The 18,799-nt window shown below is 70.9% G+C and carries 12 protein-coding genes; 7 read left to right on the top strand and 5 right to left on the bottom strand.

Features of this window, described 5'->3' with window-relative positions; all coding sequences use genetic code 11:
- Positions 1 to 15 precede the first annotated feature (15 nt).
- The 6 genes from ACUN0C_RS09535 to ACUN0C_RS09560 all read left to right on the top strand — a co-directional run bounded on the left by ACUN0C_RS09535 (position 16) and on the right by ACUN0C_RS09560 (position 6,281).
- On the top strand, positions 16 to 531 hold the full coding sequence (locus tag ACUN0C_RS09535; protein WP_445466120.1) for a SixA phosphatase family protein: 516 nt from the start codon (positions 16 to 18) through the stop codon (positions 529 to 531).
- A 42-nt stretch (positions 532 to 573) separates the two neighbouring features.
- A complete protein-coding gene (locus tag ACUN0C_RS09540; protein WP_445466121.1) occupies positions 574 to 2,055 on the top strand; it encodes a YcjX family protein in 1,482 nt (493 codons plus the stop codon).
- A complete protein-coding gene (locus tag ACUN0C_RS09545) occupies positions 2,052 to 3,077 on the top strand; it encodes a YcjF family protein (RefSeq protein ID WP_445466122.1) in 1,026 nt (341 codons plus the stop codon). Before ACUN0C_RS09540 ends, ACUN0C_RS09545 begins: the two co-directional genes overlap by 4 nt.
- A gap of 85 nt (positions 3,078 to 3,162) precedes the next feature.
- A complete protein-coding gene (locus ACUN0C_RS09550; protein ID WP_445466123.1) occupies positions 3,163 to 3,750 on the top strand; it encodes a hypothetical protein in 588 nt (195 codons plus the stop codon).
- A gap of 70 nt (positions 3,751 to 3,820) precedes the next feature.
- On the top strand, positions 3,821 to 4,996 hold the full coding sequence (locus tag ACUN0C_RS09555) for a vWA domain-containing protein (protein ID WP_445466124.1): 1,176 nt from the start codon (positions 3,821 to 3,823) through the stop codon (positions 4,994 to 4,996).
- A 94-nt stretch (positions 4,997 to 5,090) separates the two neighbouring features.
- Positions 5,091 to 6,281: a GNAT family N-acetyltransferase gene (locus ACUN0C_RS09560; RefSeq protein WP_445466125.1), complete on the top strand. Its 1,191-nt coding sequence runs from the start codon at positions 5,091 to 5,093 to the stop codon at positions 6,279 to 6,281.
- Positions 6,282 to 6,301: 20 nt separating this feature from the next.
- On the opposite strand, the gene ACUN0C_RS09565 is transcribed toward ACUN0C_RS09560, so the two are convergent.
- A complete protein-coding gene (locus ACUN0C_RS09565; protein ID WP_445466126.1) occupies positions 6,302 to 7,330 on the bottom strand; it encodes an NAD(P)/FAD-dependent oxidoreductase in 1,029 nt (342 codons plus the stop codon).
- Between the two features lie 33 nt (positions 7,331 to 7,363).
- Positions 7,364 to 7,684, bottom strand: coding sequence for a 2Fe-2S iron-sulfur cluster-binding protein (locus tag ACUN0C_RS09570; RefSeq protein ID WP_445466127.1), 321 nt, complete (start codon positions 7,682 to 7,684; stop codon positions 7,364 to 7,366).
- Positions 7,685 to 8,111: 427 nt separating this feature from the next.
- Between ACUN0C_RS09570 and ACUN0C_RS09575 the strand changes: the two genes are divergently transcribed.
- Complete coding sequence (locus ACUN0C_RS09575) at positions 8,112 to 15,065, top strand: apolipoprotein A-IV repeat region-like domain-containing protein (protein WP_445466128.1); 6,954 nt, start codon at positions 8,112 to 8,114, stop codon at positions 15,063 to 15,065.
- Positions 15,066 to 15,234: 169 nt separating this feature from the next.
- Here ACUN0C_RS09575 and ACUN0C_RS09580 read toward each other — a convergent pair whose 3' ends face one another.
- Genes ACUN0C_RS09580 through ACUN0C_RS09590 form a run of 3 tightly spaced genes read right to left on the bottom strand, consistent with a single transcriptional unit; the run spans position 15,235 to position 18,796 of the window.
- Positions 15,235 to 15,840 (bottom strand): ABC-type transport auxiliary lipoprotein family protein, encoded by a 606-nt coding sequence (locus ACUN0C_RS09580; RefSeq protein ID WP_445466129.1) that lies wholly within the window; start codon positions 15,838 to 15,840, stop codon positions 15,235 to 15,237.
- A 33-nt stretch (positions 15,841 to 15,873) separates the two neighbouring features.
- The gene (locus tag ACUN0C_RS09585) at positions 15,874 to 18,033 is read right to left on the bottom strand and encodes an MlaD family protein (protein WP_445466130.1); all 2,160 of its coding nucleotides are present in this window, start codon (positions 18,031 to 18,033) and stop codon (positions 15,874 to 15,876) included.
- Positions 18,034 to 18,037: 4 nt separating this feature from the next.
- A complete protein-coding gene (locus ACUN0C_RS09590) occupies positions 18,038 to 18,796 on the bottom strand; it encodes an ABC transporter ATP-binding protein (RefSeq protein WP_445466131.1) in 759 nt (252 codons plus the stop codon).
- Positions 18,797 to 18,799 lie beyond the last annotated feature (3 nt).

Below are 18,799 nucleotides of genomic sequence, written 5' to 3' on the forward strand. Positions count from 1 at the left end.
AGGATGCCCTGCCTGATGCTGCTTCGACACGCCAAGTCCGACCGTCCGTCCGGGACGGCCGACATCGACCGTCCGCTCTCCGAGCGCGGCCGCCGCGACGCCGCCGCCATCGGCCGCGTCATGGCTGAGCGCGGGCTGCAGCCCGAGACCGTCATCTGCTCGCCCTCGGCCCGCACGCGCGAGACGCTGGACCTCGTCCTGCCGCGCCTCGCGCCAGTCGACGACGTGCGGTTCGTGAACGAGCTCTACGAGGCGGACGAGGCGACCCTGCTCGCACTGGTGAAGCTCGAGGGCAAGGAGGCCGGCGCACTCCTCGTCATCGGGCACAATCCGTCCATCGAGCAGGCGGCGCTCGCGCTCGCCGGCAGCAGCGGACCGGACGCCGATCGGGATGCGATGGCCGGAAAGTACCCGACCGCCGCCCTTGCCGTGCTCGACTTCGACGGCCCCTGGTCCGACCTTCGCCCCGGCGCCGCCGTTCTCAGGGCCTTCATCCGGCCGCGCGACCTCGCAGGTCACGGGACGCTTTGAAGGATCCGTGTTCCTGCCCTATCTGGGGCCGGGGAGACGGGCTTGGCATCCATCACGACCATCACCGACGAAGCCCGCATCGCGATCGACAACGTGGTGGGCACCATCCTTGGCGGCGGCACGCCGACGCTGCGGCTCGGCGTGACCGGGCTGTCCCGCGCCGGCAAGACCGTCTTCATCACGGCGCTCGTCCACAACCTCGTCCACGGCGGGCGGCTGCCGCTCTTCGAGGCCTATTCTTCGGGTCGGCTCGCCGACGCCAGGCTCCAGCCGCAGCCCGACGACGAGGTGCCGCGCTTCGACTACGAGGCGCACGTCCACGACCTCGTCACGGAACGCGTCTGGCCGCGCTCGACGCGCCGCATCAGCGAGCTCCGCCTCACCATCCAGTTCGAATCGGCGAGCGGCCTGCGCCGCCGCCTCGGCCGCGGCCGCCTCCACCTCGACATCGTGGACTATCCGGGCGAATGGCTCCTCGACCTTGCCCTCCTCCGGAAATCCTACGCCGGGTGGTCGGAGGAGGCGGTGCGGCTGTCGCGGGAGACCCACCGCGCCGGCCTCGCCGCCGAATTCCACGGCGCGCTCGCCCGGGTGGCGCCGGACGGGCCGGAGGACGAGGGCGCGGCACGCGAGCTCGCCGAGGCGTTCACGCGCTATCTCCGCGCGGCGCGCGCCGACGAGCACGCGCTTTCGATGCTGCCGCCGGGGCGCTTCCTGATGCCGGGCGACCTTGAGGGCTCGCCCGCCCTCACCTTCGCGCCGCTCGACGTGCCCCCCGATCATCGCGCCGGCCGCGATACGCTGGCAGCGATGATGGAGCGGCGCTACGAGGCCTATCGCAGCCATGTCGTGAAGCCGTTCTTCAGGGACCATTTCGCCCGGCTCGACCGGCAGATCGTCCTCGTCGACATGCTCGCCGCGCTCAATGCCGGCCCGGCCGCCATGCGGGATCTCGAAGCCGCGCTCGCCGACGTGCTCGCCTGCTTCCGGCCTGGCCGGGCAAGCTGGCTGACGTCCATCCTGACCCGCCGGATCGACCGCATCCTGTTCGTCGCGACCAAGGCCGACCACGTGCATCACACCGACCACGAGAACCTCGCGCGCCTGCTCGCCCGCCTGACCAAGCAGGCGGCCGTGCGCGCCTCCTTCGCCGGGGCAGAGGTCCGGGTCATGCCGCTCGCGGCGGTGCGCGCCACCCGGGAGGTGACGATCGACCGCCGCGGCGAAAGCCTGCCGGCGCTCGTCGGGACCCCGATCGAGGGCGAAAGGGTGGACGGCGAGACCTATGACGGGAACACGGAGATTGCCCTCTTCCCGGGCGACCTGCCGCGCGATCCCGAGATCCTGTTCGAGGCGGGCGCCGCCGCGGGCCGCACCGGGATGAGCAAGGACGCCGCCACGCTCCGCTATCTCCGCTTCCGGCCCCCGCGCCTGGAACGAACCGCCGAAGGCATGACGCTCTCCCTGCCGCACATCCGGCTCGACCAGGCGATCGAGTACCTCGTCGGGGACAAGCTCCGATGAGCGAGGGACCAGTACGCGGCCAGCGCCGCCCGGCCGCCTTCCGGCTCGACGATCCCGACCTCGCGGAGGTCCGCGAGAGCCTGCTCGATGATCTCGAGCCGGCGGCCGACGAGGCGCACGAGGCGGTCGAGATGATCGTCCATCCGGCCCGGCGCGGCATCCGCTGGGGCGCGCTCGCGGCCGCGACCGGCGGCATGCTCGTCTCGCTCGCCATCGGGCTCTCGATCGACCGGCTCATCCGGGATCTCTTCGCGCGCGCCGACTGGCTGGGATGGCTGGCGCTCGGCCTCGCCGGCCTGTTCGTGGTCGCCGTCCTGGCGATGGTCGGCCGGGAACTCCTGGGCATCGCGCGGCTGAAGCGGCTGGCGCGCCTGCGCCTCGCCGCCGACAAGGCGGCCGAAAGCAACGCGCGCACGGATGCGGACCGCGCGGTGGCGGGTCTGCTCGCCCATTTCGCCGGCCGCGCCGACACGGCCAAGGGCCGCCGCATGGTCGCGCAGCACGCCGCCGAGATCATGGACGGGCGCGATCTCCTGATCCTCGCCGAACGCGACCTCGTCCGGCCGCTCGACGAGCGCGCCCGCGCAATCATCTCCGGAACCGCGCGCCGCGTCTCCGTCGTGACCGCCGTCAGCCCGCGCGCCTTCATGGACATCGCCTACGTGCTCTGGGAGAGCCTCCGGCTGATCCGGCGGCTTTCGACGCTCTACGGCGGACGGCCGGGGACGTTCGGCATGGTGCGGCTCACCAAGGCGGTGTTCACGCATCTCGCCGTCACCGCGACCATCGCCGTCGGCGACACCGTCCTGCAGCAGGTGCTCGGCCACGGCCTCGCCGCGCGGCTATCGGCGCGATTCGGCGAAGGCGTCGTCAACGGGCTGATGAGCGCCAGGATCGGGCTCGCCGCGATGGATGTCTGCCGCCCGCTGCCCTTCATCAAGGAGGAGCGGCCGCGGCTGAAGGACCTCGCCTCCGGGCTCGTCACGGGCGGCGAGCGCGAGGCGCTCCAGCAGCTCCGCTGAACGTCCGTTACGGTTAACGATCCGTTTGGATTTGGACGAATAGACTCGCTCCACAGCCGCCGTTCGCGAGCCATGGAGTCCGAAGATGCCGCGCGTGCCCGCACTCGCCCTCGCCGCCCTCGTCGCGACCGCGCCGGCCGCGATGGCCGCCCCGGACGAGGCACTCACCTTCATGCAGCGCTTCTCGGGCGAATGGCTCGGCACGGGGCAGCTGCTGATCGGCCCTCAGGTCGGGACGAAGTTCCACTGCGCGCTCGCCGGGGACCCGAGCCGGACGCAGATGACGCTCGGAATGACCGGCAAGTGCTGGATGGGATCGCTGTCGGCGCCGGTCTACGCCAACATCCGCTACAACGAGGAGACCGCCCGCTTCTACGGCGCCTTCATGGACGGGGCGGCGGGCAACGGCGTCGACCTCATGGGAAGCCAGACCGACAAGGGGGTCTCGCTGCGCCTCGTCCGCGGCCCGGCCCAGGGCAGCATGGTGGCGGAGCCGATCGGCGACAAGCAGATGAAGGTCGTGCTGTCCCTCTACGACCGCAAGAACGACCGGCACATCCCGGTCGCCGCGATGGGCTTCACGCGGAAGGAAGCGTCCGAGATGGGGCTGCCGAACATCGACCTGTCGGAGTTCGACGCCTCCTCGCGCAGCCGCCTCGCCAACGTCCGATAGGACCGGCCTTGCCGGGCTACCGGCCGGAGCCCCGCCGGTCTAGGATCGCGCCGGCATTCCGGATGGCGCGATGTTCCTCACCTTCTTCGCGGAGCTGAAAAGCGCGGGCGTTCCCGTCACGTTGCGGGAATACCTGACCCTGCTCGAGGCGATGGAGGCCGACCTCCCGGGCAAGAGCGTCGAGGACTTCTACTATCTCGCGCGCACGGCGCTGGTGAAGGACGAGGCCAATCTCGACCGCTTCGACCGCGTCTTCGGAACCGTCTTCAAGGGCCTGGAGGCGCCCGGCGACGGAATCGCGGCGGACATCCCCGAGGACTGGCTCCGCCGGCTCGCAGAGCGGCACTTCAGCGAAGAGGAGAAGCGGCTCGTCGAGTCGCTCGGCGGCTTCGAGGCGCTGATGGAGACCCTGAAGAAGCGCATTGCCGAGCAAAGGGCGCGTCACCAAGGCGGATCGAAGTGGATCGGCACAGGCGGCACGTCGCCGTTCGGGGCATTCGGCTACAATCCGGAGGGCATCCGGATCGGTCAGCACGAGAACCGCAATTTCCGCGCCGCCAAGGTCTGGGACGAGCGCCGCTTCCGCGACCTCGATTCCACCCGCGAGATCGGCACCCGCAACATCAAGGTGGCGCTGCGCAGGCTGCGCCGGTTCGCCCGCACGGGCGCCGCCGAGGAGCTCGATCTCGACGGGACGATCCGCTCCAGCGCGCACCGCGGCTTTCTCGACGTGCGCCTCAGGCCGGAGCGGCGGAACGCCGTGAAGGTGCTTCTCTTCTTCGACGTCGGCGGCTCGATGGACTGGCACGTCCAGGTCACCGAGGACCTGTTCTCCGCGGCGCGCTCCGAGTTCAAGACGATGGAGCATTTCTACTTCCACAACTGCCTCTACGAAACGGTTTGGAAGGAGAACGCGCGACGCCACGCCGAGCGGCTGGAGACGGTCGACATCCTGCGCACCTACCCTGCCGACTACCGCGTCGTCTTCGTGGGCGACGCCTCGATGAGCCCTTACGAGCTGACCCACCCGGGCGGCTCCGTCGAGCACTGGAACGAGGAGCCCGGCGCCGTCTGGCTCGCCCGCATGCTGGATCGCTTCGAGAAGGCGGCATGGCTCAACCCGGTGCCGGAGGAGCACTGGGGCCACACCTGGACGATCAGGGCGGTGCGCGAGCTGATGGGCGGCAGGATGTACCCCCTCACCCTCGACGGCCTGGAGGGGGCGATGCGGGCGCTCGCCCGCTAGCAGGTGCCCGGCCTTTACCGTTCCTGAAGAGGTGCGGCGCTAGAACGGGGTCCGTGGGTAACGGGGCGGATCCGTGGCAGAACCGGCATTTGCGATGAACGACGAGCCTGCAGCGCACGACGATGCGGCGCCCGCGCGACCCGCTCCGGGGCTCGCTTCCGAGGTCCTGACGGGCGCGGGAGCCTATGCGGCCCTGCGCTCCGACTGGCTGCTCGTCAAGGCTCTCCAGCCGAGCGCCTCGGTGTTCCAGGCACCGGATTTCCTCAGCCTCTGGGCAGACCATTTCGCCAAGGGGCCTCTCGACCGGACGCTGAAGACGATCGTGGTGCGGCAGGCTGGCCGGCCCGTGCTGATCTGGCCCCTTCAAATTGCCGGGGGCAAACTTGCGAAGGTCGCGGTCGCCGCCGGGCGGCCCTTCTCGCAATATGACGAGTTCATCCTCGATCCGCGCTGCAGCCAGGCCGAGGCGACGCGCGCCGCCTACGACCGGCTGATGGCCGACGTCAGGCCCGACATCCTGCAGTTCGCGCAGGTCCGGAAGGACAGCGCCCTCTTTCGGACGCTGCTCGCGGACAAGGAGCCGATCAGCGCCGAAGGCGCCCCCTATGCCGAGATCGGGCCCGACGGCTTCGCGGGATTCATGAGCCGGATCAAGCAGAAGGTCGGACGCGAGCAGCGCCGCCGCCTGCGGCTCCTCGGCGAGCAAGGCGAGGTCCGCTTCGAGGTCTCGGGCGACAGCGGAACGGCGGCCGACTGGCTGGCGAAGGCGATCGAGATGAAGCGCCAGTGGCTCACCGATACGGGCAAGGTGAGCACGACCTACATGGACGAGCGCACGAACGAGCTCTTCCCCGCGCTCGCCCGCGGCCTCGGCGAGGCGACCTCGCCGGTCCGCCTGGCGGTCGCGCGGCTGACCGTCTCCGGCGAGCCCGCCGCCTACGAGGTCGGCCTGATCGATGCCGGCCGATACTTCCTCTATCTCGGCACCTATTCGCAGCGTTACGCGAAGTTCAGCACCGGCAACCTGCTGGCCCAGCAGGCGATCGAGTGGTGCGCGGAGAACGGCATCGGCGTCTACGACATGATGGCGCCGCGCTCGCAGCACAAGTCGGACTGGAGCACCGGCGAGGTCGAGGTGTTCGACTACGCCATCCCGACCAGCCGGCGCGGCGAGCTCTATCTCGACCTCGTGGTGCGGCGCCTGCGACCCGGGATGAAGCGCGTGTTCTATTCCCTCCCCGCCCCGATCCGCTCGGCCATCGCAGGCCGGGCCTTGCGGATCTGAGACGGCCGGGCCGGCGCGGCTCAGATCACGCCGAGCTTCTTCTGCAGCGACGAGGACGAGGTCGTGTACTGGAACACGATCCGCTGGTTCGGGTGGACGATCCGCTTCGCCGCCTGCGCCATCAGCGCGCCCTCGTGGAAGCCGGACAGGATGAGCTTCAGCTTGCCCGGATACCAGTTGATGTCGCCGATGGCGAAGATCCCGGGCTCCGACGTCTCGAACTTCTCCGTGTCGACCGCGATCAGGTTCTCGTGGAGGTTCAGGCCCCAGTCGGCCACCGGGCCGAGCTTCATGGTGAGCCCGAAGAAGGGCAGCATGCGCGTGCACGGCACCTCGATCTCGCCGTCCGGGCCTTTCACGACGGCGGCGCGCAGCTCGCCGTTCTCTCCCGCGAGCGCGGAGATCTGCCCCTGCTGGAAGGCGATCGCGCCCTCATCGCGCAGCGCGAACATCTTGTTGACGGAATCGGGGGCGGCGCGGAACTCCGGCCGGCGGTGCACGAGCGTGAGGCTCTTGGCGAGGGGCTGCAGGTTGAGCGTCCAGTCGAGCGCGGAATCGCCGCCGCCGACGATCAGGAGATCGTGGCCGCGGAAATCCTCCATGCGCCGCACCGAATAGAAGACGCTCTTTCCCTCATAGGCCTCGATGCCGGGGATCGGCGGGCGCTTGGGCTGGAACGAGCCGCCGCCGGCGGCGATCACCACCACCTTGCAGCGAAAGGTGGTCCCGCCGTCGGTGCGCAGGCGGAAGTCGCCCTCTTCGGTGCGCTCGAGCTCGGTCACCATCTCGCCGAAATGGAACTCGGGCGCGAAGGGCCGGATCTGCTCCATCAGCTTGTCGACGACGCCCTGGGCCGAGATCTCCGGCCAGGCCGGGATGTCGTAGATCGGCTTCTCGGGGTAGAGCTCCGTGCACTGACCGCCCGGACGGTCGAGAATGTCGACGAGATGGCATTTCAGGTCGAGCAGCCCGAGCTCGAACACGGCGAACAGGCCGCACGGGCCCGCTCCCACGATCACGACATCGGTTTCGACCAGGTTGGTAAGCATGGCAACTCCAATCGGTGCGATCCGCGGAAAGGATCAGGCCTGGCGCTCCGGAACCCGCACGATCAGCCCGTCCAGCGCGTCCGTCACCCGGATCTGGCAGGAAAGCCGGGAGCCCGGCCGGACGTCGTAGGCGAAGTCGAGCATGTCCTCTTCCATCGGCTCCGGCGTGCCGGTCGCGGCGCGCCATTCGTCCTCGACATAGACATGGCAGGTCGCGCAGGCGCAGGCGCCGCCGCATTCCGCCTCGATGCCGGGAACGCCGTTCCTGATCGCCGCCTCCATCACGGTGGATCCGGATCCGGCCTCCACCTCGTAGCGCGTGTCGTCGGAGGTGATGAAGGTAATTCTTGCCATCTTGTCGGCGCCCTTTGGAATGCGGGACGCGGTTTAGACTGCCACCCCCCGCTGTCAAGGCGAGCAACTGCCGCACGAGCGGCCGGTTTGCCGACGGTAAAACGCGCTGGCGCCGGGCCGCTCCTGCCCTTCGGCAGCCACAGTCCCGATGCAGGGACACGCTCTGCGCGCGCTTTGCAGGTTGCGCTTTCCCGATGGGCGGCGACAGGCCCGGCCACGACCTGTCCAGAATTGAGACGATACTTGCGGCCCGACCTTCAGATCGTTCGGAAAGCTTGGGATTCCGCCGGGGAATCGGCGGTTTCGGCCTTTCACGACCGCAGCAGTGTCAGTAGTATGCGCGCCGTCAGCGTGGAGACGGCACGCATCCGCGCGATGACGGCGCATCCGTTTTGAGTTCACGCGTACGGGCCGGGGCGAACGATCGATGAGCAAACTTCCGAAAAGCGAAGCGACCGAAGCGGCCCTTTCGGCCGTCGAAGAGGCCCTGAAGATCGATTTCGCCGCGGCGACCGCCGACGATGCAAGGACAGCCGAGCGGGCGGGTGCGCAGCCGCCCAAGCGGCGCGCCGCGCCGTCGGCGCCGGCGACCCAGCCCGAGCGCAAGGAGGCGGCTGCGCAGGAGCGCGTGCGCACGCGCCGCGCCGCCAACGACGACGTCCGCTCCGTCGGCAACATCCTCTACGCGCTGCAGCGGCGGCCGGCCTACACGCCCTACTGGACGGCGCTCGTGCTGACGATCCTGTGGGTCGCGCTCGGGATCAGCTTCGCGGCCGGGGTCTGGCGGGAGGATCTCGCCGCCATCGGCTCCCTCGCCGACCTGCGCCAGGCGCCGCAGCTGATCGCGCTGCTTGCCGGCATCGTGCTGCCGCCGCTCCTGTTCTGGGCGATGGCGGCGCTCATCTGGCGCAGCCACGAGCTGCGGCTCGTCTCGCGCACCATGACCGAGGTGGCCCTCCGGCTGGCCGAACCGGAGAACATCGCCAAGGAATCGGTCGTGACTGTCGGCCAGGCGATCCGGCGCGAGGTGGCGGCGATGGGCGACGGCATCGAGCGGGCGCTCGCGCGGGCGAGCGAGCTCGAGGTGCTGGTGCGCAACGAGGTTGCCACGCTCGAGCGCTCCTATACCGACAATGAGCTGCGCGTCCGTCGGCTGGTGGACGAGCTCGTCACCGAACGCGAGGCGATCGTCCAGAACGCCGACCGCGTCCGGCAGGCGATGAACGGCTCGCACGAGAACCTCTCCAGCGAGCTCGTCCGCACCGCGGAGCAGATCACGCTCGCCGCGGACCGCGCGGCGGAGCGCGTGACGAGCCTCCTCGCCGAACGCGGCGATGCAATCGCCGCCGCCCTGGGGTCGCGCGGCGAAGCCATGGTCGAGCTCGTGTCGGCCCAGACCGACTCGCTCTTCCAGCGCCTCGACACGGCGAGCGACCGGTTCTCCGACACGGTGGCGAGACGCAGCGACGATCTCGTCGCGCGCCTCGACCAGAGCACGGATAACGTCGCCGCCGCGGTGGTGGAGCGCGGTGAAGCGCTGCTCGCCCGCCTCGATTCTTCGGGCGAGCGTCTGTCGTCCGCCATCGCCCAGCGCAGCGCGGAAGCGGCAGAGCGCGCCGACCGCACCGTCGCCGAAGCCTCGGACGGCTTTGCGTCCCGCGCGGCCGAGCTCGTGGAGGGCATGAGCCGCACCGGCCGGGAGTTCGACGAGCGGCTGGCGGCCGTCAGCCGGGAAGCCGTCGAACGGCTCGCCGCGGCCGGATCGGCCATCACCGACACGCTCACGATGCAAACCGCGGAAGCGGACGGCCGGCTGAAGGAGGCGCAGAGCCGCCTCGCCACGACGCTCGCCGACGGATCCTCGAGCCTGGTCGGCGAACTCGCCCGCGCCGGCGAGCGGATCCACCACAGCATCAGCGTGGAGGGCGACGCCCTCGTCGCCCAGATCGCGGCGCGGAACGAGGAGATCGCCGCGGCGATAAAGGCGAGCTCGGAGGAATCGACGAGCCGCATCGAGCGCGCCGGCGAGATCGTCGTCGACACCATGGAGGCGCGCTCGCGCACCGTCATCGAGCATCTCGGCGCGACGGCCCACACCGTGTCGCGCAGCATGGCGGCCCAGCTCCAGGAAGTGCAGTCGAACCTCGACGCCGCGAGCGAACGCTTTGAGGGCGTCGGGCGCGACGTCACGGATGCGGTCGCACGCCGCCTCGACGAGGCGAGCACCCTGCTCGGCCATGCCGGCGACCGCTTCGCCGAACGCGGCGAGACCATCGGCGCTGCCGTCCGGGCGCAGATCGAACAGGCGGAGTCCAGCCTCGGATCCGCGAACGAGCGCTTCGCGGATGCCGGCCGCGAGATCTCCGGCAACATCAGCCTGCAGATCGGACGCGTGGAGAACGCCCTCGCCTCCGTCGCGCAGCGTGTCGGCGCCGCCGGCGACGGCATTTCCGAGCAGATCGAAGGTCAGGTCGCGGCCCTCCAGACGGCGCTCGGAAACGCCACGGGCCGGCTCGGCGCCGTCGGCGAGAAGATGGCCGGCGTGATCGGCGAACGGATCAGCGGGATCGAAAGCGCGCTGGTTGCCGCCGATTCGCGTATCGAGCGTGCCGGCACCCGCCTCCTCGGCGGCTTCGACGAGCGCGTTCAGCATCTGGAATCCGCGCTCGGATCGGCCGACGCGCGTCTCGGCGCCGTCGGCGAGCGCGTGCTGTCCGCGCTCGGCGACCGCTTCGGAGAGGTGGAGAAGACCCTCGCCGCTGCAGACGGCCAGCTGAATGCGACCGGCGAGCGGCTCGTTGCAGCGGTGGAGGAGCGCATCGGCCAGGTCGATACGGCGATCGGGCTTCTCGACGGCCGGATCGGCGAGGCCGGATCCCGCGTCGTCGAGCAGATCGATCGGCGGCTCGACCGGATCGACTCCGCCTTCATCGCCGGAGACGAGCGGATCGAGGCAACCACGAGCCGGGTGGCGGAGGCCGTCGCCGAACGCGTGGCGGGCGTGCAGGCGGCGCTGTCGGCCGCCGACGAGCGGCTCGGCTCCACCGCCGAAAGGCTGGTCGGCTCCGTCGAGAGCCGCGTTGCGCAGGTCACGGCCGCGATCGCGGGCATCGACGAGCGCATCGGCGAGCGCGGGGAGCGGCTGGTCGAGAGCCTGCACGAGGTGATCGCCGCTGCGGACGGCAGGATCGAGGGCGCGCAGGAGCGGCTGATCCGGGCCGTCGGGGAACGGATCGAGGGCATCGAGCAGGAGCTCTCGGCGGCCAATGACCGCCTCGCCGGCGCCGGCGCCCGCATCGCCCAGACCGTCGAAAGCCAGTTGGGCAAGGTGGAAACGGCCGTCGTAGCTGCGGACGGCCGGCTCGGCGCGACCGGTGAGCGGATGGCGGAGGCGATCCGCGCCGAGCTCGGTGCGGTCGAAACCGCACTCTCGTCGGCCGACGAGCGGCTCGCCTCGTCCGGCGACCGCATCGCCGCCACGATCGAGGAACGCGTCGCGCTCGCGCAGGCGGCGCTGGCGAGCGCGGACGAGCGCCTGGGCCAGACCGGCGAGCGGGTCAACGGGACGATCCGGGCTCAGCTCGGCCTGGTCGAGACGGCGCTCGCGACGGCCGGCCGGACCATCGGCGCTTCGGGCGAGCAGCTCATCGGGTCGCTGGCCGAGCAGAGCCAGGAGATCGCCGGCCGTCTCGGCGAGGCGCAGGAGCGCATCGCGGAATCGGGCCGCGAGGCTGCGGCGCAGGTGGAATCGCAGATCGACCTCGTCCGCAACACGATCACGACCGCCGGCGAGAGCACAGGCCTTGTGATCTCGGCGCGCGGCGACCGCATCCGGCGCGACATTGAGCGCAACCTCGAGCAGATCTCCGAAGTGCTGACCGCCCGCGGCGGGGAGCTTGCGGCAGCGCTCGGCGAACGGAGCGAAGCCTTCAATTCGCTCATCGAGGCCCGCATCGCGCAGATGGGCGATGCGCTCGACACCAATCTCGGCGGCTTCGAGAGCCGCATGACTGCGACCGCGCTCGGCGCCGCCGACCGGATCGCGACCTCGGCAAGTTCCGTCGAGCAGGCGGTCGCCGGGCGCCTCGCCCAGTTCGAGACGCGCGTGACGACCCGGATCGGCGAGGCGACGCAGACCTTCGGCGAGCGGGCCGACACGCTCGCTGAAACCCTCGACGACCGGCTCGGCCGGATTAACGAGGCGCTGGACGCCCGCGCGCGCCAGATCAGCGACACCCTCGTCGCGCGCACCCGCAGCATCGCGGAGACGTTCACCGAGACGCAGGCCGAGGTCACCGCCGCGCTCGACGAGCGCCTCAACGAGCTTCGCGACAGCCTGAGCACCCGGTCGCAGGCGCTCACCGATTCCATCGCGGAACGCATGGCGGAGATCAACCAGGGCCTCGGCGAGCGCCTCGCGAGCGCCGCGGAGACCTTCTCCGACCGGGCCAACAGCCTGCAATCTGCGCTCGATTCCGCGCAGGGCTCGCTCGGCGAACGGACGCAGTTCCTGAACGACATGCTCGCGACCCGACACGCGGAGCTCTCCGAGCTTCTCGATACCCGCTCCTCCGGCCTCGTGGACGCCATCACGAACCGCGGCCGGTTCGTCCTCGACAGCCTCGAGAGCCAGGGCCGCGGTTTCGTCGAGGCGGTCGACAGCCACGGCCGGATGCTCGTGGAGGACCTCAACAGCCGTGCCAGCATGCTGGTCGACGGCATCCAGGTCGGCGCCCGCGGCATAGCGGAGAACCTCGACCTGACCAGCCGCACTCTCATCGAGGCGGTGGAGAGCCGCTCGAGGGAGATGACCGGCGGCCTCGACGAGCGTTCGCAGGCGCTTCTCGCCGCACTGGCCGAGCGCGCGTCGAGCCTGTCGGAAGGCCTCGACAGCCGCACCCAGAGCCTGCTCGACGAGCTCGCCGCCCGCCTCGAGCAGCTCGAGCAGGGCGTCGGCGAGCGCAACCGCCTGCTCCTCGACGAGATCGCCAAGCGCAGCGAGGAACTGGCGGGCGGGCTCGACGACCGCACCCGCTTCATCCTGGACGAGCTTTCGACGCGCAGCCGCGGCTTCACCGCCGGCCTCGACGAAGGCGCCCGGACGATCCTCGACGGCGTCGACGTCCGCTCCCAGACTTTCCTCGAAGCGCTCGAATCCCGCCGCGGCAACATCGTGGAGAGCATCGAGGGATCCGGTCGCGAGGTCGTGGAGGCGATCGGGAAGGAGAGCGAAGGCGCGCGCGAGGCGCTCGACAGCAGCGTCCGCCGGCTCCTCACCACGCTCGGCAACCAGACGCGCGGCATCATCGAGGCGATCACCGGGACGAACGAGCGGTTCCGCACCGACATCGATTCGATGCTCGGGCGCCTCGCCACGACCCACGAGGAGCTGCAGGCCGTCGTGGGGGCGACCGGCGAACAGCTCACCGCGATCGAATCCAACATCTCGGGACAGGCGACCGGCCTGCGGGAGGCGCTCGAAGCGGCGGCGCGGGACACGACGAGCTCGCATTCGCTCCTGTCCGACCAGATCCGGACGCTCCGCGACGTCTCCACCTACGTGCTGCGCGACATCTCGGCGATCGCCACGCAGTTCCAGACGCAGACGGACGCCCTGCAGGGCGCGACGGTCGCGCTCAACGAGACCGGCGAGACGATGCGCGGCAGCCTGGACGAGCGCCGCGAGGCGCTCGAATCGGTTGCCGCCGCGCTCACCGGCCATGCCGAAACCGTGGAGCAGCGGCTCACCGGGCTGACCTCGCTGATCTCCGACACGCTCGGCACCGCCGAGCAGCGGCTCAGCGCGCTCGCGGACGGGATCGGGCGCCGGACCGAGGACACCACGCTGCACGCGAGCACGCTCGTCACCGACACGCTGGTGCGCGCCCGCGAGCAGATCGAGTCCTTCACGACCGATCTCGGCAAGGTTGCCGAGGAGATCGCGCGCGTCACCGACGAGACGAGCCGCGGCGCTTCGCAGCGCCTCGGCGAGACGCTCGGCTCCGCGCGGGGCGAGATCGAGGCGCTCGCGGCGAGCCTGCGCCAGGCGGCGGAAGAAGCCAGCACGTCCGCGACCGGCCGGCTCGCCGACACGCTCGGTGCGGCCGAGGTGCGGATCGCGGAGGCGACCGAGGCGCTCGGGCGGCGTGCGGAAGACTCCGCGCGCGCCGCAATCACTCAGATGGAGGCGCTCCGGAAGGCGGCGATCGCCGAGGGCCGTCAGGCCGTGGAGGGCGTCGAGGCGGCGCGGGCGGAACTTGAGAAGCGGCTCGCCGCAGCCGGCGCGAGCACGGACGAGGCGGTGCGGAGTGCCGCGGAAGCGCTCGTCTCGGAGGTCAGCCGTTCGGTCGCCGATGCAACCCGCCGCTTCGCCGAGACTGCGCAGGAGATGCGCCAGGCGGCGAAGAGCATGGAACAGGAACTCGAGCAGACGCGCGAGGAGCTTCGCCGCGGCGTGCTGGACATGCCGGCGGAGGCGCGCGAGGTGACCTCGACCATGCGGCGCGCCATCGCCGAGCAGGTCGAGGCGATCACCGAGCTGTCCCGCATCGTCACAAAGTATGCGGGCGAGTCCGAGCTCGCCGCAGCGCCCGCCCGGCCGGATCCGATCCGGATCGCCGAGCCCCGCCCGGCCGCGGAACCGGCGAGCCGTGCCGAACCGGCGCGTCAGGCCCAGGCCGGCACGCCGGCGGCGCGGCCCGCGCAACCCGCTGCCGCGCCCTCCGCGCCTGTTGCCGAGCCGCGCAAGGCGGCCACGCCGTCGGCGCCTGCGCCGGTGCTGCGGAGCCCCGCTGCGCCGCCGCCTGCCCCGCCCGCGCAGCAGGAGCGGAGCCGCCCCGGCGGCGAGGGTCGCGGCTGGGTCGCCGATCTCCTGCGCCGGGCGTCGTCCGACGAGGATCTCCCACCGGCAAAGGCGGCAAAGCCGAACGAGCCTGCCGAGGCGGCGCCGTCGGCGGCCGAGCCCGCGCCCGCGCGGGAGGCGGCGAACCCCGGCCCTGCTCCCGCCCAGGCGGGCCGGCCCGGCCGGTCGCCGTCCCAGGTCGTGGAATCGCTGAACTCGCTGTCGATCGACATCGCGCGCGCCATCGATCACGAGGCGTCGGTGGAGCTGTGGGACCGCTACAAGCGCGGCGAGCGCAACGTCTTCACCCGGCGGCTCTACACGCTCCAGGGCCAGAAGACGTTCGACGAGATCCGTCGCAAGTACGAGCGCGACGGCGATTTCCGCCGTGCGGTCGACAATTACATCGGCGACTTCGAGCGGCTCCTCGCCCAGGTCTCGAAGAACGACACCGATCCGGCGATGGCGAAGATGTACCTGACGTCGGACACCGGAAAGGTCTACACGATGCTCGCGCACGCGGCCGGCCGGCTGAACTGACGACCGGCCGACGGCGCTCTCCGGCGGCGCTCGCCGGGCGCTTTGCGGAGAGCCGCGAAACGACGGCGCGCCGGCAAGCTCGCCGGCGGCGCTGACGGCAGGCCGGGGGGCATGACGGGGGGAGCGGCCGACCCGAACCGGCCGCAAGCCGGACCCGGCCGATCCGGCCTCAGATACGGGCGAGCACCCTGCGCGTGATCTCGACGAACGCCTCGTCCATCGCGCGGTCGAGCGCCGCCACGTAATCCGGGTTCGTGCTGCCGGCGACCGGGCTCGACTGGCGGACGATCTCGGTCGCCACGACGCGGCCGGTCCGGTCATCCATCAGCTTCAGCGCGAACTCGGCGACGGCCGCGCCGTTGGCGATCTCGAAGGACCGTATGTCCAGGATGATCTGGTAATCGATCAGCACGCCCTGCCCGGGCAGGGCGACCGCGCGCACGCGCCCGCTGTCCTGGAGGGTCTGGAGAAGGCGGGCCTGCAGGAGGCGCGGAAGGCTGTCGGCCCAGACGGCGCCGGGGAGATACGCGTATTCGGACGCGGCGGGGCGTGCCGCGATCCGCTCGGTGTCGAGGGCCCGCAGCGCCGACGGCGTCGGCACCAGGATCTGCGCGTTGGTGCCCGAGGGCACGGCGAAGCCCGAGGGGGCGCTGAGATCGAAGATCGCGTCGGGCGTCTGCGGCAGGAGCCGCGCGCACCCGGAGAGCCCGATCAGCACGGCCAGGCCGAGGATGGCCCGGGCCGACGGCCGGCCGGGCCGGAGAGCGGCTGTCAACGACCTGCTGTTCACGTCCCGAGCCCCCTGCCCCTAGCGCCGCCGACTGCCGCGATATTCCGGAACGGCGTCGGGGCCGAACAGAACCTGGCTCGGATCGCGTTCCAGGTTCGAAATGACGCTGTCCAGCCGGCTGACCGCCCGCTGGCCTTCGTTGATGAGGCTGCGCAGATCGCGCAGGCCCCTGTTGGTGAAGTCGTCGACGCCGCCGCCGATGGCGCGGGTCTGCTGATCGAAGGTCCGCGCCGCCTGCTGGACGGCTGCGAGCGTCTCGCGCGCCTGGCTCATGATGCCGTCGCCGGAGCTTTCGCCGACCATGCCGTCGAGCTTCGCCAGAAGCGCGTCGGCACGCTCGCTGAGCCCGTTGAGGCGGCCCGACACGGCGCGGGCGTCGGCCACGATCGCGTCGATGTTCCCGCTGTTGCGCCCGAGCGCGTCCGCGAATTCATGCACGCCGTCGATCGACTCCCGCACCTTCTGGGTGTCCACCGCGGCCAGCAGGTCGTCGACCCGCGCGCCCATCGTCGGGAGCCGGGTGGCGAAGGTACCCACGTCGACGGAGATGGCCGAGATGCGCGTCACGAGGTCGTCGATCTCCTCGCGTCGCGCGCCGATCGCCTCGGCCACGCTCGCCACGGCATCCACGGTGCTGCGCACGCGCGCCGGATCGACGGAGCCGGCGATCTCGTCGACGCGGGCAATGGTGCGTCGGAGCGCCTCGGTGTCGACGGACGAGGCGATCTCGTTAACGCGCTCGCCCGCCGCGGCGACGTCGGTCATCAGCGCATCGGCCTTGTCGCCGAACGTCCCGAGCCGCGCGGTGAAGCCGCTCACGTCGGAGGAGATGGCGGAAAGGCGGGTGACGATGCCGTCTATGTCGTCCCGCCGCGCGCCGATCGCCTCGGCGACGCTCGCAAAGGAATCGACTGCGGAGCGGACCTGCGCCGGGTCGACCGCCGCGGTGATCTCCTCGACGCGCGCGATGCTGCGGTTGACCGCCTCGGCATCGACCGCCTGGACGAGTTCCGAGACGCGCTGGCCGGCCGCGGCGACGTCCGTCATCAGCGTATCCGCCCGGTCGCCGAGGCCGCCGAGCCGCGCCGTGAAGCCGCTCACGTCGGAGGTGATGGCGGAGAGGCGCGTGACCATGCCGTCTATGTCGTCGCGCCGCGCGCCGATCGCCTCGGCCACGCTGGCGAAGGACGCGACGGCCGAGCGGACCTGCGCCGGGTCGACCGCCGCGGTGATCTCCTCGACGCGCGTGATGCTGCGGTTCACCGCTTCGGCATCCACCGCCTGGACGAGTTCCGAGACGCGCTGGCCGGCCGCGGCGACGTCCGTCATCAGCGTGTCCGCCTTGTCGCCGAGGCCGCCGAGGCGCGCGGTGAACCCGCTCACGTCGGAGGAGATCGCGGAAAGGCGCGTGACCAGCGCATCGATGTCCTCCGTGCGCGCGGAGAGCGCCGAGGTGAAGGTCTGGACGTTGCTGATCGTCTGGCGGATGTCGGTCGGGTCCACCGCCGCCATGACCGCTTCCGTGCGGTCGACGAGCGCCTCCAGGCGCGAGCTGATGGAGGAGAGCGCCTGCGACGCGTCCGAAGCGTTGCGCAAGAGGTCGGTCACCTCGTCGGAGCTGTCGGCGAGCGCGCCGGTGAAGGAGGCGACGTTGCGGACGGCCTGGTTCACGGGTTCGCGGTTGTCCGACACGAGGCCCTCGAGCGCCTTCAGGGTATCGTCCGCGCGGGCGAGGATGTTGCGGGCGCCTGCGAGGAGGTCCTGCATGCTGGAGCGCTGCGCCTCGATCACCGGCGGGTCCATCGTCCAGATGCTCGGCGCGGAGGCGGTGCCGCCCTGCAGCTCGATGTAGCCGACGCCGGTCAGCCCCTGGAAGCCGAGCGTCGCGACGGTGTCCGTCTTGATCGGCGTGTCCCTGGCAACGCCGACGTCGGCGATGACGCGGGCCGGATTGTTCGGATCGAGGCGCAGGCGCTGCACGTCGCCGACCTTGATGCCGTTGAAGACCACCTGCCCGCCGGTGCCGAGGCCGGTCACCGGGTCGCTGAAGACGATGGACATGCGGCTCGCCGCGGAGGTCTCGTGCCCCCGCGCGAGCCAGTAGATGAAGCCGAAGGCGAGCGCGAGCACGACCAATGTGAAGGCGCCGATGAGCGTCGTGTTGGCCTTGGTTTCCATCGCACTAACCTAGCGCCGCGCGCGCCCGCGGGCTGTTGAAGTAGCTTCGCACCCACGGATGATCGAAGCGGCGCATGGCCGCAATGTCGCCCTCCACGAGAATCCGCCGCTCCCCCACGACCGCAATCCGGTCCACGATCGCATGGAGCGTATCGAGATCGTGGGTTACCATCACCACAGTCAAACCCAAAGTGTTTCTAAGGTCTTCGATGAGGGTGTCGAAGGCCGAGGCGGAGATCGGGTCGAGCCCGGAGGTCGGCTCGTCGAGGAAGACGATCTCCGGGTCGAGCGCGAGCGCCCGGGCGAGCGCTGCGCGCTTGATCATGCCGCCGGAGAGCTCCGAGGGCATCTTCTGTCCGTCGCCGGGTTTCAGGCCCACGAGCTCGATCTTCAGCTGCGCGAGCTCCTCCATCAGCGGCACGGGCAGGTCCAGGAACTCGCGCATCGGCACCGCGACGTTTTGCGCCACAGTGAGCGCGGAGAAGAGCGCGCCGAACTGGAAGAGCACGCCCCAGCGCTTCTCGATCGCCACGTCCGGGCCGTCCGCCCCGATCGTCTGGTTGAAGGCCTGGATCGTGCCTGCTGCGCGCGGCACCAGGCCGAGGATCGCGCGCAGCAGCACGGACTTGCCCGCCCCCGAGGCGCCGACGATCGCCAGGATCTCGCCGCGGCGGACGTCCAGCTGAAGATTCTCGAGCACGTACCGGTCGCCGAACCCGACCGACAGGTCGCGCACGCTGATCACCGTATCCTGTTCGGCCACGCC

It is taken from the genome of Faunimonas sp. B44, assembly GCF_052655945.1.

What these genes read in the sequence shown, in the direction of transcription:
- ACUN0C_RS09535 (WP_445466120.1), top strand. Translation starts at nt 16, where the DNA reads ATGCTGCTTCGACACGCCAAGTCCGACCGTCCGTCCGGGACGGCCGAC.
- ACUN0C_RS09545 (WP_445466122.1), top strand. Translation starts at nt 2,052, where the DNA reads ATGAGCGAGGGACCAGTACGCGGCCAGCGCCGCCCGGCCGCCTTCCGG.
- ACUN0C_RS09550 (WP_445466123.1), top strand. Translation starts at nt 3,163, where the DNA reads ATGCCGCGCGTGCCCGCACTCGCCCTCGCCGCCCTCGTCGCGACCGCG.
- ACUN0C_RS09555 (WP_445466124.1), top strand. Translation starts at nt 3,821, where the DNA reads ATGTTCCTCACCTTCTTCGCGGAGCTGAAAAGCGCGGGCGTTCCCGTC.
- ACUN0C_RS09560 (WP_445466125.1), top strand. Translation starts at nt 5,091, where the DNA reads ATGAACGACGAGCCTGCAGCGCACGACGATGCGGCGCCCGCGCGACCC.
- ACUN0C_RS09565 (WP_445466126.1), bottom strand. Translation starts at nt 7,330, where the DNA reads ATGCTTACCAACCTGGTCGAAACCGATGTCGTGATCGTGGGAGCGGGC.
- ACUN0C_RS09570 (WP_445466127.1), bottom strand. Translation starts at nt 7,684, where the DNA reads ATGGCAAGAATTACCTTCATCACCTCCGACGACACGCGCTACGAGGTG.
- ACUN0C_RS09575 (WP_445466128.1), top strand. Translation starts at nt 8,112, where the DNA reads ATGAGCAAACTTCCGAAAAGCGAAGCGACCGAAGCGGCCCTTTCGGCC.
- ACUN0C_RS09585 (WP_445466130.1), bottom strand. Translation starts at nt 18,033, where the DNA reads ATGGAAACCAAGGCCAACACGACGCTCATCGGCGCCTTCACATTGGTC.